The 14,986-nt window shown below is 40.2% G+C and carries 16 protein-coding genes; 10 read left to right on the forward strand and 6 right to left on the reverse strand.

From position 1 onward, the window contains the following. Positions 1-423: 423 nt before the first annotated feature. From IEY03_RS09755 to IEY03_RS09775, 5 genes are all read left to right on the forward strand, one after another. Positions 424-1,077 carry an OmpA family protein gene (locus IEY03_RS09755; RefSeq protein WP_188841173.1) on the forward strand — a complete coding sequence of 218 codons (654 nt, stop codon included), beginning with the start codon at positions 424-426 and terminating at the stop codon, positions 1,075-1,077. A gap of 24 nt (positions 1,078-1,101) precedes the next feature. Further along, positions 1,102-1,938: a mechanosensitive ion channel family protein gene (locus IEY03_RS09760; protein WP_188841174.1), complete on the forward strand. Its 837-nt coding sequence runs from the start codon at positions 1,102-1,104 to the stop codon at positions 1,936-1,938. Positions 1,939-2,024: 86 nt separating this feature from the next. After that, complete coding sequence (gene tpx / locus IEY03_RS09765; protein ID WP_188841175.1) at positions 2,025-2,621, forward strand: thiol peroxidase; 597 nt, start codon at positions 2,025-2,027, stop codon at positions 2,619-2,621. Positions 2,622-2,670: 49 nt separating this feature from the next. Next, positions 2,671-3,693, forward strand: coding sequence for a low-specificity L-threonine aldolase (gene ltaE / locus IEY03_RS09770; RefSeq protein WP_188841218.1), 1,023 nt, complete (start codon positions 2,671-2,673; stop codon positions 3,691-3,693). A gap of 213 nt (positions 3,694-3,906) precedes the next feature. After that, positions 3,907-4,275, forward strand: coding sequence for an acyl-CoA thioesterase (locus IEY03_RS09775; protein ID WP_188841176.1), 369 nt, complete (start codon positions 3,907-3,909; stop codon positions 4,273-4,275). Between the two features lie 53 nt (positions 4,276-4,328). Here the strand turns inward: IEY03_RS09775 and IEY03_RS09780 are convergent, their stop codons facing one another. Next, positions 4,329-5,000: a DUF2461 domain-containing protein gene (locus IEY03_RS09780; protein WP_188841177.1), complete on the reverse strand. Its 672-nt coding sequence runs from the start codon at positions 4,998-5,000 to the stop codon at positions 4,329-4,331. 286 nt (positions 5,001-5,286) lie between these two features. Between IEY03_RS09780 and IEY03_RS09785 the strand changes: the two genes are divergently transcribed. Genes IEY03_RS09785 through IEY03_RS09795 form a run of 3 tightly spaced genes read left to right on the forward strand, consistent with a single transcriptional unit; the run spans position 5,287 to position 7,638 of the window. Beyond that, the gene (locus IEY03_RS09785; RefSeq protein WP_188841178.1) at positions 5,287-5,718 is read left to right on the forward strand and encodes an ATP-dependent zinc protease family protein; all 432 of its coding nucleotides are present in this window, start codon (positions 5,287-5,289) and stop codon (positions 5,716-5,718) included. 1 nt (position 5,719) lies between these two features. Beyond that, on the forward strand, positions 5,720-6,625 hold the full coding sequence (rimK, locus tag IEY03_RS09790) for a 30S ribosomal protein S6--L-glutamate ligase (RefSeq protein ID WP_188841179.1): 906 nt from the start codon (positions 5,720-5,722) through the stop codon (positions 6,623-6,625). Then, the gene (locus tag IEY03_RS09795; protein WP_188841180.1) at positions 6,625-7,638 is read left to right on the forward strand and encodes a succinylglutamate desuccinylase/aspartoacylase family protein; all 1,014 of its coding nucleotides are present in this window, start codon (positions 6,625-6,627) and stop codon (positions 7,636-7,638) included. The genes rimK and IEY03_RS09795 overlap by 1 nt, the downstream gene beginning before the upstream one ends. Positions 7,639-7,788: 150 nt before the next feature. Here the strand turns inward: IEY03_RS09795 and IEY03_RS09800 are convergent, their stop codons facing one another. Next, the gene (locus IEY03_RS09800) at positions 7,789-9,579 is read right to left on the reverse strand and encodes an acyl-CoA dehydrogenase C-terminal domain-containing protein (RefSeq protein WP_188841181.1); all 1,791 of its coding nucleotides are present in this window, start codon (positions 9,577-9,579) and stop codon (positions 7,789-7,791) included. 209 nt (positions 9,580-9,788) lie between these two features. Next, on the reverse strand, positions 9,789-10,730 hold the full coding sequence (locus tag IEY03_RS09805) for an alpha/beta fold hydrolase (protein WP_188841182.1): 942 nt from the start codon (positions 10,728-10,730) through the stop codon (positions 9,789-9,791). A gap of 249 nt (positions 10,731-10,979) precedes the next feature. Here IEY03_RS09805 and IEY03_RS09810 point away from each other — a divergent pair, with 249 nt between their 5' ends. Together IEY03_RS09810 and IEY03_RS09815 are read left to right on the forward strand one after the other, a co-directional pair. After that, complete coding sequence (locus tag IEY03_RS09810) at positions 10,980-11,489, forward strand: DUF1097 domain-containing protein (protein WP_188841183.1); 510 nt, start codon at positions 10,980-10,982, stop codon at positions 11,487-11,489. A gap of 338 nt (positions 11,490-11,827) precedes the next feature. Continuing rightward, on the forward strand, positions 11,828-12,823 hold the full coding sequence (locus tag IEY03_RS09815; RefSeq protein WP_188841184.1) for a GGDEF domain-containing protein: 996 nt from the start codon (positions 11,828-11,830) through the stop codon (positions 12,821-12,823). A gap of 122 nt (positions 12,824-12,945) precedes the next feature. Here IEY03_RS09815 and IEY03_RS09820 read toward each other — a convergent pair whose 3' ends face one another. The 3 genes from IEY03_RS09820 to IEY03_RS09830 all read right to left on the reverse strand — a co-directional run bounded on the left by IEY03_RS09820 (position 12,946) and on the right by IEY03_RS09830 (position 14,919). Then, positions 12,946-13,449 carry a GNAT family N-acetyltransferase gene (locus tag IEY03_RS09820; RefSeq protein WP_188841185.1) on the reverse strand — a complete coding sequence of 168 codons (504 nt, stop codon included), beginning with the start codon at positions 13,447-13,449 and terminating at the stop codon, positions 12,946-12,948. 95 nt (positions 13,450-13,544) lie between these two features. Further along, complete coding sequence (locus tag IEY03_RS09825) at positions 13,545-14,201, reverse strand: 3-oxoacid CoA-transferase subunit B (RefSeq protein WP_188841186.1); 657 nt, start codon at positions 14,199-14,201, stop codon at positions 13,545-13,547. A gap of 13 nt (positions 14,202-14,214) precedes the next feature. Continuing rightward, entirely contained in the window at positions 14,215-14,919 is a 705-nt protein-coding gene (locus IEY03_RS09830) for a CoA transferase subunit A (protein WP_188841187.1), read from the reverse strand. Positions 14,920-14,986 lie beyond the last annotated feature (67 nt).

The following is a 14,986-nucleotide window of genomic DNA, read 5'->3' on the forward strand; positions in this document are numbered from 1 at the left end:
TTATTTGTTTAAAACATCAAAAATCCCACCTTATATACCTTTTTAAGACCGCTAAAGTCAATGTTTGTGCGGGTATTGGAAACATTTTGATGGTTGCAAAAATGTAAACGTCACTCTACTTTTTACATTCAGCTAAATCGTCTTTTAAAAGTCACTTAAGTTATTCCAGTACTCAGACATGATTGCACTAGAGTCAAGTTTGCCGACACTTGGTCGATAAAGAGTGACTTTGTAAATAGAAACCTGATGACGTTATTTTAGGCAAGTAGGCGGTGTTTTTTAACTTGTTTACAGCAATTAGCTGCTCCGAGATTGCAAAAATGTAACTAAAAGTTAAAATGTGTTTAGCGTTTTCTGCTGCAAAATAATGATAATCCAGAATATGTTGCCTAACCGCATCGAGACAACATCATTGAGAACAATATGCGCTTATTATTAAATACAATATTGCTATCTGTTATTTTGCTCAGTACTCAGGCTTCGGCTTGGATAGATACTGATATGGATGGCGTGCCAGATAAAAAAGACGCCTGTGCTGGTACACCAAAAGGCACAGTTGTTATGGCTAATGGTTGCCAAGACCCCAGCTATATTGAAATTGAAGAAATAGTCCAAGAGGTTGAAGTTGATATCCCGGTTGAAATATCAGCGATTGAAGAACCGCCATTAACCCCACAAGAGTTGGTTAATGTGTGTGAGCAGCAAACAAGCATCAATGGCGTCTCGCAATGTTTGCAACAGGCAATTCAACCTGTGTATTTTGAATTTGCTAAAGCGGATGTTTTGTTATCTCAGCGTCCATTTTTAGACAGTATTCATCGGTTAACACAGAAAAACGATAATGTGCAGTTGCTGCTAGTTGGCCATGCTGACTCATTGGGCTCTGATCAATTGAATCAAACATTATCACTTGCCCGGGCAAACAGTGTAAAACAGATTTTAGTGACCGATTATCAGTTTGATCCTGATAACATTTCGATATCAGGAATGAGTAACAGACAACCCGCGGCGGACAACGCCACAGTTGAAGGTCGCCAACGTAATAGGCGAGTAGAATTTATCATTTCGGCAGAATAGTCTGTCATTTAAGGGAGTAAAACAATGGAAAACCTTGACGGTTTAGAAGGGTTAATGCAACAAGCACCTGAGTTTATTATGGCTTATGGTCTTAAAGCATTAGCGGCTTTGGTGATATTTATCATTGGTAAATATTTTGCCGGTGTTGCAAAGCGCCTAACTGACAAAGTATTAAGTAGTCGTAAAGTTGATCAAACCGTAGTGTCATTTGTGGCTAATTTAGCGTGGGCAATTGTTTTTGTCTTCACTATTATTGCTACATTGGGCCAAATCGGTGTTCAAACAGCCTCGCTTGTTGCCGTAATCGGTGCCGCGGGTCTTGCTGTTGGTTTAGCATTACAAGGCTCATTATCTAACTTCGCTTCAGGTGTGTTGATGGTGTTATTCCGTCCATGTCGTGTAGGCGATTTTGTTGAGGCTGCTGGTGTTGCTGGTGTTGTTGATGAAATTACTATTTTCTCAACGAAACTTCGTACTGGTGATAACAAGCTTATCATTGCACCTAACTCAGCTATCATGAATGGTACTATCACGAATTATTCAGCGCTTGAGAAACGTCGCATTGATTTAGTGATTGGTGTTGGTTATGCGTCTGATATTGCGAAAACTAAGAAAGTGATTGCAGAAGTATTAGATAACAATGCCTTTGTATTAAAAGATCCTGGATACACCATTGGTCTAGCTGAATTAGCCGAGTCATCAATTAACTTCGTGGTTCGTCCATGGGTGAGCACTGGTGATTACTGGCCTGCACGTTTTGAAGTTTTAGAACAAATCAAAAATGCACTAGATGCTGCTGAGATTGAAATACCATTTCCACAAATGGATTTGCATGTAAAAGAATTAGCTGCAACTAAGTAATCGACTTATTGAGTAAGTACGTATCAAAAAACCAGCCTACGGCTGGTTTTTTATTGAATTTTCAAGCGCATTTTTAGGAACTCAAAATGACATTTAAACACGCATTTTTTAACTTAGGTTTTTCGTTAGTATTAATGACTACGCCGGTATTTATCTCGTCTGCGATGAGTGCAGAAGTGACGATAGGTGGTCATGTCGTGGCTTTAAAAGGCAACTTACCGCCAAATAACACCAAGGCCCCAGATTTTAAAGTTGTCGACGATAAATTTAATCCCGTACACCTAAGCGACTTTAAAGGTAAAACTATTTTAATCAGCGCTGTACCCAGTTTAGATACGGGTGTTTGTGCACTGCAAACAAAACGTTTTAATACTGAGTTTGCTAATTTTAATGCCGATGTCGTGATGTTGACCATTAGTACCGATTTACCTTTTGCACAAAAGCGTTTTTGCCAAACAGAAAGTGTCGATAAAATTAAAGTGTTATCAGACTCTGTATGGCGCAATTTTGCTGAGCAATATGGCTTATTAATTGAAGATCGCGGCTTGTTAGCTCGTGCGATTCTTATCATAGATGCAAATGGAAAGCTGCAGTACCAAGAGCTTGTGAAAGAGGTGAGTCAGCATCCTAACTATGATGCGGCGATCACCGCCTTAACAAAAATTGCTGCAGTAAAATCTTAATCCGTTACACTGACGCTTATGGATTGAGATTGAATAGATAATAAAAATGATGATTGATTTTAGAAGCGATACCGTTACTCAGCCAACGGTGGCAATGCGTCGCGCTATGGCTGATGCACCTGTTGGTGATGATGTTTATGGCGATGATCCTACCGTTAATCACTTGCAGGATATGGCTGCTGAAATGTTCGGTTTTGATGGCGCATTGTTTGTTAGCTCTGGCACTCAAGCGAACTTATTAGCCTTAATGTCACATTGTGATCGGGGTGACGAGTATTTGTGTGGTCAACAGGCACACAATTATAAGTTTGAAGGCGGTGGGGCCGCGGTGCTAGGGAGTATTCAACCTCAACCGCTTAATAATCAGCTCGATGGGAGTATTTTATTAACTGACATTGAAGCGGCCATTAAGCCTGACGATATACATTTTGCTCAGACGCGTTTACTCAGTCTTGAAAATACTATCGGGGGTAAAATTTTACCTCAGGCGTATTTGTCACAAGCCCAAGCTTTAGCGTTTAACCGCGGCTTAAAAATACATTTAGATGGTGCCCGTGTTGCAAATGCTGCAGTGGCTCAGAACATTGCCATTGCTGACATTACTCAGTATTTTGATTCAGTTTCAATCTGCTTATCTAAAGGCTTATGTGCTCCAATAGGTTCTATTTTATTGGGAGACGAGCGATTAATTGCTAAGGCAACTCGGTGGCGAAAAATGTTAGGTGGCGGTATGCGCCAAGCTGGTATTATTGCCGCTGCTGCTAAATTGGCATTAACGGAGCAGGTAGACCGTTTAGCTGAAGATCATCATCACGCCACAATGCTCGCTGAGGCCTTATATCAATTTGACGAATTTGAGGTAGATGTAAACGCGGTACAAACCAATATGGTATTTGCGCGATTGGCTAGTCACATCGATCCTAATCGTTTATCGCAGGCATTACTGCACAAAGGCATTAAGGTTAGCCCTAGTCAGCAACTGCGTTTAGTGACTCATGCAGATATTACCAGCCAAGACATTGCTACCTTGATTGCATCTTTAAAACAGGTGTTATCTATTTCACTTAGATGATTTTTACTTGTTATTTCAGATGATAAAAATGCCATTCAGAACATAAATTATGTTTTGAATGGTATTAAATGGTGCAAGTAAAATTCTCAAATGGGGCAAGTTTTGATAATCAACCTATTAAGTGTTTGATTAATAATGTAACTAAAATTGGCTTAATCATTGCTACCTCTTTAGTGATAACAAAGTTTATTGTTAATAACTAAAGGGGTTTTTATGAAATATCTTAGCCGTCATCTTATTTTACCCATACATTTAAATAACAGTCAGGCACTTTGCTGTGGACAGCTTTTGACTTGGATTAATGAACAAGCAACAATTTTTGCCAGTTGTCAGATGAAAAGTCAGTGTCATGTCGCCAAACTCATTTCTGAAATCAATTTTATGACTCCGGCATTAGCAGGCGATATACTCGAGTTTGGTTTTGAATGTGTCAGTTTAGGCCAGAGTTCTGTGACAATTCGCTGTAAGGTACGCAACAAAGTCACTCAATCACCCATCGCAAGTATTGATAAAATGGTGTTTGTAAACATCAATGCTAATGGCTTACCTATCCCCCATGGTATGCGGGCAAACGCAGCCTAGATGCGAGAAACAATTCAAGGGAAGTCATGCGCATGACTGCCTTAGGCTTGCTTTTAGTAATCTAATTCAAGGGCAAAACACAAATAGGCCATCAGAGCCACGGTATGTTGTAATTCATTTTGACAATATTCTACAAAATCAGCCTGGCAAACCTGCGGCTGCGAAATGGGTTTAATAGCGATAAAATCTTTGCGTTTAAGTTCTTCAACTAAGGGATGATTTTTGTCAAAGCCTCTTGGTGGTCTAATGAGTTTATCGCCCTCCATGTTAAAACCGGCTTGAGTTAATTTTTGCATGGCTTTTTGATAGCCGTTAGGATTTTCATCAATACATTGTCTTATTGCGTTGAGACTTTTTGATTCTGGATGCCATATACCTGCAGCAATAAAACATTCATCGTTAGCCAGATGAATATAAAAGCCCGGTGCATGAACATCTTTCCCCTGAAAGTGCCTAAACTGGATGCCTACGTTAGTTTTGTAGGGCGTTTTGTTGTGACTAAATCGACTATCTCGTTGGGGGCGCATTAAACTGCCGCCGACTTTTTTTACCACGGCAGTAAATCGTGGCGAAAGGGCTAATACAGGTCCTTGCATTGCCTCAATAAACTGCAAAGCAGGACTGCGGACTTCAGCTTCATAACGAGGTTGGTTTTGTTTAAACCACTCTCGGGTATTATTTTGAGATAGTTCTATTAAAAAACCAAAAGTTTGTGGACTGAACATTGATATAACCCTGTATTTAATTCTTTTAATATTAACTGGTTAGTAGTAGGGTGATGTTGATATTTTAATTAACCATATTCGCAAGTTACCTTAACGCAAAAATAGATTTTAAAAAAATATATTTTATTGAAAATGCAGTGTATATTGCGCCGAAATTAGCTAATACAAGCTATTATTAACTGTTGAACTATTGCTCAGGTATTTTGTTAATTTAGGCATTAGCTTGTATGGTTTATATGATTATAAAAGGTAAGACTTTATTTCCTATTAACGTTAAGGACTGACCATGACACAACAAACCCTCGATATAGTGGGCTGGAGAGAATGGGGCACGTTTCCTGAAATTGGCAATGAAAAAGTCAAAATTAAGGTGGATACAGGAGCAAAAACGTCCTGTTTACATGCTTTTAAAATAAAACCGTTCCAAAAAGAAAAACAAAAGTGGGTGCGAGTATGGTTGCATCCAGAGCAAGATTCCGATCGTGAAGTTGTTTGCGAATTTCCCATTTTTGATCGCCGAAATGTCAGCGATTCAGGTGGACATGTCACGAAAAGGTATGTAATTAAAACCCCAATCATTATGGGTGGAAAGCAGTTCGATATCGAACTGACGTTAACCAATAGAGATAACATGAAATTTCGAATGTTGTTAGGTCGTAGAGCACTGGAAGGGCGATTTTTAGTGGATTCAGCAGCATCTTATATAACTGGAGAGTAAAATGCAGATTGCAATTATGTCACGGAATAAGAACCTTTATTCTACCAACCGTTTAAAAGAAGCCGCCGAAGCCCGTGGTCATTCAGTTAAAATCATCGACCCATTAAAATGTTACATGAACATCAACATGAACGCGCCAAGCATTCATGCCCGTGGTGCTGAGTTACCAACGTTTGATGCCGTTATTCCACGTATCGGTGCTTCGGTGACCTTTTATGGTACAGCCGTATTGCGTCAATTTGAAATGATGGGTACTCATCCGTTAAATGAATCAGTGGCGATCACTCGTTCACGCGATAAATTACGTTCACTGCAATTATTGTCACGTAAAAATATTGGCTTACCTGTAACTGGTTTTGCAAACAAGCCTGCAGATGTGCCTGACTTATTAGACATGGTTGGTGGTGCTCCTTGTGTCATCAAGTTACTTGAAGGTACTCAAGGTATTGGTGTTGTGTTAGCTGAAACCCGTAAAGCGGCAGAGTCAGTTATTGAAGCCTTCATGGGCTTAAAAGCCAACATCATGGTTCAAGAATACATCGCTGAAGCGGGCGGTGCAGATATTCGCTGTTTTGTGATTGGCGATAAAGTGATTGCAGCTATGAAACGCCAAGCACTTGCAGGTGAATTCCGTTCCAATCTTCACCGAGGTGGCACGGCTTCTGTTGTTAAGTTGACACCAGAAGAGCGTTCAACCGCTATTCGTGCAGCTAAAACCATGGGCTTAAATGTTGCTGGTGTTGATATTCTTCGCTCAAAACACGGTCCATTAGTGATGGAAGTTAACTCATCACCCGGTCTTGAAGGTATTGAAAAAGCAACCGGCATAGATGTTGCGGATAAGATTATTCAATTTATTGAGAAAAACCTTAAAAAGAACAGCTCTAAGACGAAAGGTAATGGTTAATGGCTAAAAAGCGCGAATCTTTCGCCATAGGTGAAGTGAGCGTTAAAGCTGGCACGCAACAAAGCGTTAAGCTTCCTGCTGCAAGACTTTATAACGACACGCCGATGGAGCTTCATGTTGAAGTTTTCCATGGCACAAAAGCGGGCCCCACCTTGTTGGTGTGTGCTGCCATTCATGGCGATGAGCTAAATGGCATTGAAATTTGTCGACGTTTATTAAGTAAAATAAACGCAAAGTCTTTAGTTGGTACGCTATTAGTTGTGCCAATTATTAACGTATTTGGATTTATTCAGCAATCCCGTTATTTACCTGACCGTCGTGATTTAAATCGTTGTTTTCCTGGTTCTTCAAAAGGGGCTTTGGCAAGCCGTTTAGCCCATCTGGTTTCGCATCAGCTGGTTGACCGTGCAACTCATATTATCGATTTACATACCGGTGCGATTCATCGTGATAATTTGCCTCAAATCCGTTGTGATACCGATGATGAAGTGATGTTTGGTATGGCAAATGCGTTTGGTGCGCCGGTTATCATGACATCGAAAAACGTCAGTGGTTCAATGCGCGGTTATGCCAACAGTAAAGGTATTCCGTGTATTTTGTATGAAGCTGGTGAAGCATTACGTTTTAGTGAAATGTCGATAAAGTCTGGTCTCAATGGTGTGATGAATGTGATGCGCCATTTAGAAATGGTCAAAGGTCGTATTCGCATTAAAGGTAATAGTGTCAACGCTAGCCGAAGTTATTGGGTTCGCAGTGAAGCTGATGGTTTGATTAACATTAAACTTAAGCTAGGTGAAAGGGTTAATAAAGGCAATATCTTAGCCTATATTGTTAACCCACACGGTGGTGAAAGTATCGCATTACGCGCGCCAACAGACGGCATTATTATCGGTAATAGTAATATTCCTGTTACTAATGAAGGTGAGGCATTATTTCATATCGCTCAATTTGAGGGTGATGAAATTGAGATTGTTAACGACAGCTTAGACGACTTTATGGCTGAATACGCTTAATTTTGTTTGTTAGCTAAAAATGCCGCTATTCAGCGGCATTTTTGTTTCTATAATCCTTTAATGATTAGGCATCAATCCATTTAGCTCAATCAACACCTTTAAAACTCAAACAAAATTCAACCAGCAAAGATTAATAGTCCCAACGAAGAGTTAAAAATCGGCGTCTTCGAATGCAACAATATGTTCACTACTGGTTTCAATTTGCTTGCGTAAACTGCGGGTCTGACTAACCCAATAACTCATATAAAATGTACCCGTTTTTAGTTTTGCTTGATAGAAACTGGCTTCATCGGTGCCTTTATCAAGTGCCGCTAATGCGGTGGCTGCAATACGTGCCCACATCCAGGCTAATGCACTGATACCAAATAATTGCATATAAGCCATTGAAGCTGCGCCTACTAAATCAGGATTGCTGGCAGCGTGTTTGGCTATATAGCCTGTTGCGCGTTCAAGATCGCCAGCAGCATCCATGAGTCCGGCAATAAAAGGTTTCATATGTTCATTAGCTGAGTGCTGACCAATAAATTGCTTCACCATCTCAGACCATACTTGTAAGGTTGCGCCTTTATCGGCCAGTAATTTACGGCCAACTAAATCCAGAGCTTGCACACCGTTCGTGCCTTCATAAATCATTGCAATGCGAATATCACGAACAAATTGCTCCATACCCCATTCATTAATATAGCCATGACCGCCGTAAACTTGCTGGGCATCTACACAAGCTTTAAAACCTTGATCAGTCACAAATCCTTTCACGATAGGGGTAAATAAGGCCGCTAATGCTGAAGCTTGTTTTGCCTTAACAGGATCCGCTTCACGTTCAGCCTGATCTAGCCACAGCGCTTGCTGCCCCATCAATGCTCGGGTGCCTTCATTAAATGATTTTTGCGACAACAGCATACGGCGAACATCTCCGTGTACCAAAATTGAATCGGCGGCTTTATCGGCTTCTTTCACACCGCTAAGTGCACGACCTTGAATACGATCTTTGGCATAAGCTAAAGCATTTTGATAGGCGATATCAGATACACCTAAACCTTGAATTCCCACACCTAGACGCGCCTGATTCATCATAGTGAACATAGCGCGTAACCCTTGGTGCGGCGCGCCGACAAGTTCGCCAACGGCATTATCAAATAACATCACACAGGTAGAGTTGCCGTGAATCCCCATTTTATGCTCAAGACCTGTTGCTGCGAGTGTATTCGCAGCGCCTAGGCTGCCATCGGCATTGACTAAAAACTTAGGTACAGCAAATAATGAAATGCCTTTTACGCCTTCAGGGGCATCAGGTAATCTTGCAAGTACAAGGTGAATGATGTTATCAGCTAGGTCATGATCGCCAGATGAAATAAATATTTTTTCACCGCTAATCGCAAATGTATCGTCACCTAAAGGCTTAGCTTTTGTCCGTAATAGGGCTAAATCGGTACCTGCATGCGACTCAGTTAAGTTCATGGTGCCAGTCCACTCGCCACTGACCAGCTTAGCTAGATATTTTTGTTTTAGTTCATCACTGCCATGCTCGTGGATCGCTGAATAAGCGCCATGTGTTAGCCCTGGATACATAGCAAATGCCATGTTAGTGGCTGTTTTCATTTCAGTGGCAAAGGTGCCAACGACTTCTGGTAAACCTTGTCCACCGTATTTCGGATCACAAGTGAGTGTCGCCCAGCCGTTTTCAACATACTGTTTATAAGCATCTTTAAAGCCATCTGGGGTAATAACTTTACCATCGACTAATTGACAGCCCTGATGGTCGCCGACGCTATTTAACGGCAGCATAATATCGGTCGTGAAATCGGCTACACCTTGCAAGATAGCATCGACGAGTTCAGGGTCAACTTCATCAAATCCGGCTAATTCTTGATACTGATAAATGTTAAGTAGTTCAGAAAGAATGAATTGATAATCACGAATAGGAGCTTGATAAATAGGCATAAGAGTTCGTTCCTTGTTGTGCTTGTTATTTTAACAATTCATCGCGCAGTATTTTCATCTGTAGGGACGAGGAACACGATTCATTGAACATTATTGTTATCTTTTCTACATTAACGTAATTTGAGTAAAAACTCAGTATTTTTTTAGACTAAAAATCAACTGTTAACTTGCTAATTCTAGGCATAAAGGCATCGCTGCTTGGCATCGTTTTATGGTTCGACTTCGGCGAATTTAATCATCTTATGTTGTCGCCAAAAATTCATGCAATGCACTAAAACGGCGTGTGGGTTTTCTATTTGAGGGTAATGCCCTGTTTCAAGTAATGCGATTGTGTCTGCTTGTTCAATAAGTTGTTCGAATCGCATGAGTGTGTCTTGGCCTGACACAGGATCGCAAATACCATTAATTAACCTTAGTGGTTGTGGGTATTGCTGTAATGCATTTACCCAGCGCTGACGATTAATCTGACGTTCGCGAATATATTGAATGACTTTGTGAATAACATCGATCCCCTGATTATGCTGGATAAGCTGCCAATGAATCGCAAGATCAGCTACAGGTATTTTTTGATAACAAATGTGATTAAAGTTAGCGATAAATTTTTTAAATGAGAAAAGTTTGGCCACTAAAAATCCAACCGGACTGAGGAGTATTTTTTGGGTAAAAATAGGGCGGGTGGTCTCTGGAAATAAACCGCCATTAAGCAAAATGGTGCTTTTGATATTAAAAACGCCATTATTGCCGAGTTGGCCGTGGCGAGCCAAAAGCTCTTGGGCAACCGTATCACCATAATCATGTGCCAGGATATGAAACTCTTTAATTCCCTGATGCTTCAATACATCTTCAATGATGTTGGCTTGTAAACTGAAAGAGTAATCAACATTGCTGGGTTTATCTGATAATCCATAACCGAGTAAATCTAAAGTGATCAAATGAAAATGCTTAGCTAACGTGAGCCACATTGGTTTCCAGTCATAACAACTGGTTGGGAAACCATGAATTAATAATAAGCAAGGTTTGTTACTTTGTTTGTGGTTAATGTAAATCTGACGAGTAATGCCATCATGATGATATTGATGAAAGAAACCACTTTGGTGCCATGGCGTTGGCCATGTTTGAGCGCAAGCATCATGTGAAGGGTGAATAAGCATAGCTTCCTTTTTAGCTTCATTACTGTTTGGCCAAAGTCAAAATAGATTCTAGAACATTTAAACAACAATGATCACTTGTTCTTTTGGTTCTACTCGATAATAAAGCACTTCTGTCAGACCATGATGTTTTAGTTTACGAATAGTTTTGCGAGCAAGATCGCTTTTTACTGTTAAACATCCTATTTTTTTAATTTATCGTGCTAAATTAAGAATTATCAGTTTTAAAAATAAATCAATCTAGGGGTGTTTATGCAGCATCGATTTCAAATTGCGATATCAGCAGGTCTTCTAGCCGCATTATGGGCCGGCGTTGCGGACGTATTTCAGTTAGTCACCTGGATTGGATTTCTAGGCTGTAGTACTTTTTTTGCCCAAACTGAAACGGGCTTTAAAGGCATGCTGATGGCAATGACCACTAATTTATCAGGGGTATTTTGGGGGTGGCTAATTATTGCTGGCAGTACTTTTTTTGGTTCATCGATGATGAGTTATGCGTTAACGGGTATTGTGACCTCTATTATGTGTTTGCAAGCTAGTCATAAACGTCTTGCCTTTATTCCCGGTGCCTTTATTGGGTGCTGTATTACTTTTGCGATGAATGCGAATATCGCAGCGATAGTACCTCCCTTAGCTATGGGTGCCGTGCTTGGCTATAGTATGAGCCTGTTGACCGAGCAGTTAATTGCGTTTACAGAGAATAAACAAAGCGTGAGGTCACAGGTGACCAGTGTTAGTGATAATGCAGCAAAAGAGTTATAGTGGTCGCTAAGATAAATGCTGTCAAACGTTGGCTGCATTTTTATAAGTTATTGTAAAAAAAGTCAATTTCTACTTACCTAACTACTTACCAATACCTATTTCTATACCAATTTCTATTGAAAGGTACTGGATGACACTAAATACATTGCAGACTTGATATATTTATTTTATGGTTTTTTTTATGCTGAGCATTTGGCTGCCTGAAGTATGTTTTTTAGTCTATACTCTAAAAATCAATTCGCTTGGTTCGCTTGGTTCGCTTGGTTCGCTTGGTTACTTTAAGCGTTCTTAGGACGATGTTGCATAAATCTTCCAATAAAAATTATAAAGGATGCTTTATGAAGTATGTGACGGCACTTCAGGATTCACAAAGGTTGCCAAGAAATGCTTCAATTGCCTTCCACTTAGCTGCACTGCTTACATTTTTTGTATATGGTATCTATCGATTCACTCATGATGATTTGTTTTTGTTTGGCGTTTTTTCGTTAGCTTTATTACCGATATCGATTTCATTAATATTAGAAATACAACATCGCGGCACCATGTTGCACAAACAAATTACGCTAATGTTAGTGTGTATCGCGATCGTGATTGCCTGTTATTTTTTAGGCTATAAATCGTTGATCTATGTTTTTCCGACCATTTTTATCTTCTTTTTTATTTTTGATCTTAAATACGCTTCCATTATTAGTAGCATTTATGCATTAACGTGTTTAATTTCAGCACTCAACATTGAAACTTTTGCACTTATTTGGCGTTTTGGTGTTGCAACGTTTGACTGTATTATTTTTGCAGCGATATTTGCTTATATTATTGCAAAACAAAAAGCGGTGTTGATCCATTTGGCAACTACGGATGAATTAACGGGTGCACTCAATAGAAAAAACTTAACCACTAGCTTAAATCGCAGTATTGGGGAACTTCGACAGTCAGGTACTGATGCAAGCCTGATATTAATTGATATAGACCATTTTAAAATGGTCAATGACACTTATGGTCACCTAGTGGGCGATAAGTTACTGTCGCAGTTTAGCGATGTTATAATGCAGCAACTCCCTGTTGAAGCTAAGTTATTTCGTTTCGGTGGTGAAGAGTTTTTAGCCCAGTGTGAAAATTGTGGTTTGCAAAAAGCATTGGAACTGGCTCAAAGGTTGAAGCAAGCTGTGAGTCAAACTCAATTTGACGGTGTTCCAGTCAATATCTCTTGCAGTATAGGTGTTGCTGAGTTGCGTCTCAGTGATTCGTTAGAAGAATGGTTAAAGCAAAGTGATATTGCACTTTACGCCGCTAAAAAATCAGGACGAAATAAGGTGATGTCGCGGTTGGATAAATAGGATAAACAACCAGGTTTAAGGTGTTTTGCAAGCCATTAAAGTAATGCTATAGCGCTATAAAACTCTTACTACATCATTTATTAAATACTAAAATCAAAGTGAGATATTGATGTTGAGTGAGTTCAAGTAAGGTCAATTATGTAGCGGTTGACGATATGCGAGTCACTTTTTATGGCAGAGTCGAAAGCACCGCCGTTGCTGATAATTGCCCGTTTTGAGGCTAAATTTGATGCATAACAATGAATATGTAGTAAATTGTTACCCATTGAATGCAGCTTTTCAATCGAGAGTTTCATTAACAGAATACCTAAGCCTGCACCTCTTTGCGATGGCCGAATACTTAACCCTATATGGCCACCACAATGCTTAATTTGATCGTTTAAATAATGACGTAAATTAGTCACACCAACTATTTCATTATGATGAATTAGCCAGAATGTACTGCTTGGTACATAGCCGTAGGGCAGGTTTATGCCTTCTGAAAAACCTCTGATTTTAGCTAAATAAGCTGCGAAATCTTGATAATCAAAATCTAACACGAAAGGATACCGTTCTTCACTGCCCAATTCATTGATATAACTATGATAACTTTGCTGATATTCGATGCTCGGTAATACTAAATTCATATCGAAATAATGCTCTAAAAATTGATTTTTGAGCGTACAACAAAAAGCGCACTGGGGTAAGTGCGCTGTTCAGTGTGATGCATTTTTATCTGAGATTAAAAAACCATCTCAGGTACATGCTCTGGTACAATCAATTTACCCGCAGTTTTAGCGATAATTTCCTCTACCGAGACACCAGGTGCCCGTTCAAGTAAATGGAATGCACCGTCTTTAATTTCAATAAAGGCCAAATCTGTCATTACACGTTTAATGCAACCATAACCGGTTAATGGCAGCTCGCATAAGGGTAATAACTTTGAGTTACCATGTTTATCGGCATGCATCATAGTGACAATGATGTTATCTGCGCCAGCCACTAAATCCATTGCACCGCCCATGCCTTTAATTAGCTTGCCAGGGATCATCCAAGAGGCGATAGAGCCATTAACGTCAACTTCAAACGCACCCAATACGGTTAAATCGACATGACCACCACGGATCATGGCAAAGCTTTCTGCCGATGAGAAAAATGATGCACCGGCAACGGCTGTCACGGTTTGTTTGCCCGCATTGATTAAATCAGCGTCGATAGCATCTTCTGTAGGGAACTCACCCATACCCAATAAACCATTCTCAGATTGCAGCATGACTTGCATACCTTCTGGAATATAGTTTGCCACTAACGTTGGGATACCAATACCTAGGTTGACATAAAAACCGTCTTGCATTTCTTTTGCTACGCGTTGAGCAAGTTGTTCTCTTGATAAAGCCATGTGCTTGCTCTCCTTATTTAGCCGCTTTTACGGTGCGTTGTTCGATGCGTTTTTCAAAGCTTGCTTGGATAACGCGATCAACGTAAATCCCAGGGGTGTGGATATGGTTAGGGTCTAATTCACCTGGCTGGACAATTTCTTCCGCTTCAACCACGGTAATTTTACCGGCAGTTGCCATCATAGGGTTAAAGTTTGCCGCTGTTTTACGGAACACTAAATTGCCCATGGTGTCAGCTTTCCAAGCACGTACTAAGGCAAAGTCTGCTGTGAGTGATTCTTCTAACACATAATGACGGCCTTTGATTTCGCGGGTTTCTTTGCCATCGGCGATCGGTGTGCCATAACCTGTTGCGGTAAAGAAAGCGGGAATGCCGGCGCCACCTGCGCGAATTTTTTCAGCCAAGGTTCCTTGAGGCGTTAAAACGACATTTAATTCGCCAGATAACATTTGTTGTTCAAATGTCGCGTTTTCACCGACATAAGAAGCAATCATGGTAGAGATTTGACGTTGCTTAAGTAATAAGCCTAAACCAAAATCATCAACCCCAGCGTTATTTGAAATAGCGGTTAAACCAGTGACACCTAATTTAACCATATGGTTGATTAGGCCTTCAGGAATACCACATAAACCGAAACCACCGACCATCAAGGTCATGTTATCTGTTAGTCCAGCCAGCGCTTCATCATAGCTGTGAACGACTTTATTAAAACCTGCCATTGTGCTGTCCTTTTCTCGTTTTTATGTTTAATAGATGCTGATTGTTTTGGGCTCAGCAGCTTAAAAT

Origin of the sequence: Shewanella aestuarii (genome assembly GCF_014647215.1) — a bacterium.
GTDB classification, from domain to species: Bacteria; Pseudomonadota; Gammaproteobacteria; order Enterobacterales; family Shewanellaceae; genus Shewanella; species Shewanella aestuarii.

Bases quoted from the DNA above. Each gene is read 5' to 3' on its own strand.
- IEY03_RS09755 (WP_188841173.1), top strand. From the start codon at position 424: ATGCGCTTATTATTAAATACAATATTGCTATCTGTTATTTTGCTCAGT.
- IEY03_RS09760 (WP_188841174.1), top strand. From the start codon at position 1,102: ATGGAAAACCTTGACGGTTTAGAAGGGTTAATGCAACAAGCACCTGAG.
- tpx (WP_188841175.1), top strand. From the start codon at position 2,025: ATGACATTTAAACACGCATTTTTTAACTTAGGTTTTTCGTTAGTATTA.
- ltaE (WP_188841218.1), top strand. From the start codon at position 2,671: ATGATTGATTTTAGAAGCGATACCGTTACTCAGCCAACGGTGGCAATG.
- IEY03_RS09775 (WP_188841176.1), top strand. From the start codon at position 3,907: ATGAAATATCTTAGCCGTCATCTTATTTTACCCATACATTTAAATAAC.
- IEY03_RS09780 (WP_188841177.1), bottom strand. From the start codon at position 5,000: ATGTTCAGTCCACAAACTTTTGGTTTTTTAATAGAACTATCTCAAAAT.
- IEY03_RS09785 (WP_188841178.1), top strand. From the start codon at position 5,287: ATGACACAACAAACCCTCGATATAGTGGGCTGGAGAGAATGGGGCACG.
- rimK (WP_188841179.1), top strand. From the start codon at position 5,720: ATGCAGATTGCAATTATGTCACGGAATAAGAACCTTTATTCTACCAAC.
- IEY03_RS09795 (WP_188841180.1), top strand. From the start codon at position 6,625: ATGGCTAAAAAGCGCGAATCTTTCGCCATAGGTGAAGTGAGCGTTAAA.
- IEY03_RS09800 (WP_188841181.1), bottom strand. From the start codon at position 9,579: ATGCCTATTTATCAAGCTCCTATTCGTGATTATCAATTCATTCTTTCT.
- IEY03_RS09805 (WP_188841182.1), bottom strand. From the start codon at position 10,730: ATGCTTATTCACCCTTCACATGATGCTTGCGCTCAAACATGGCCAACG.
- IEY03_RS09810 (WP_188841183.1), top strand. From the start codon at position 10,980: ATGCAGCATCGATTTCAAATTGCGATATCAGCAGGTCTTCTAGCCGCA.
- IEY03_RS09815 (WP_188841184.1), top strand. From the start codon at position 11,828: ATGAAGTATGTGACGGCACTTCAGGATTCACAAAGGTTGCCAAGAAAT.
- IEY03_RS09820 (WP_188841185.1), bottom strand. From the start codon at position 13,449: ATGAATTTAGTATTACCGAGCATCGAATATCAGCAAAGTTATCATAGT.
- IEY03_RS09825 (WP_188841186.1), bottom strand. From the start codon at position 14,201: ATGGCTTTATCAAGAGAACAACTTGCTCAACGCGTAGCAAAAGAAATG.
- IEY03_RS09830 (WP_188841187.1), bottom strand. From the start codon at position 14,919: ATGGCAGGTTTTAATAAAGTCGTTCACAGCTATGATGAAGCGCTGGCT.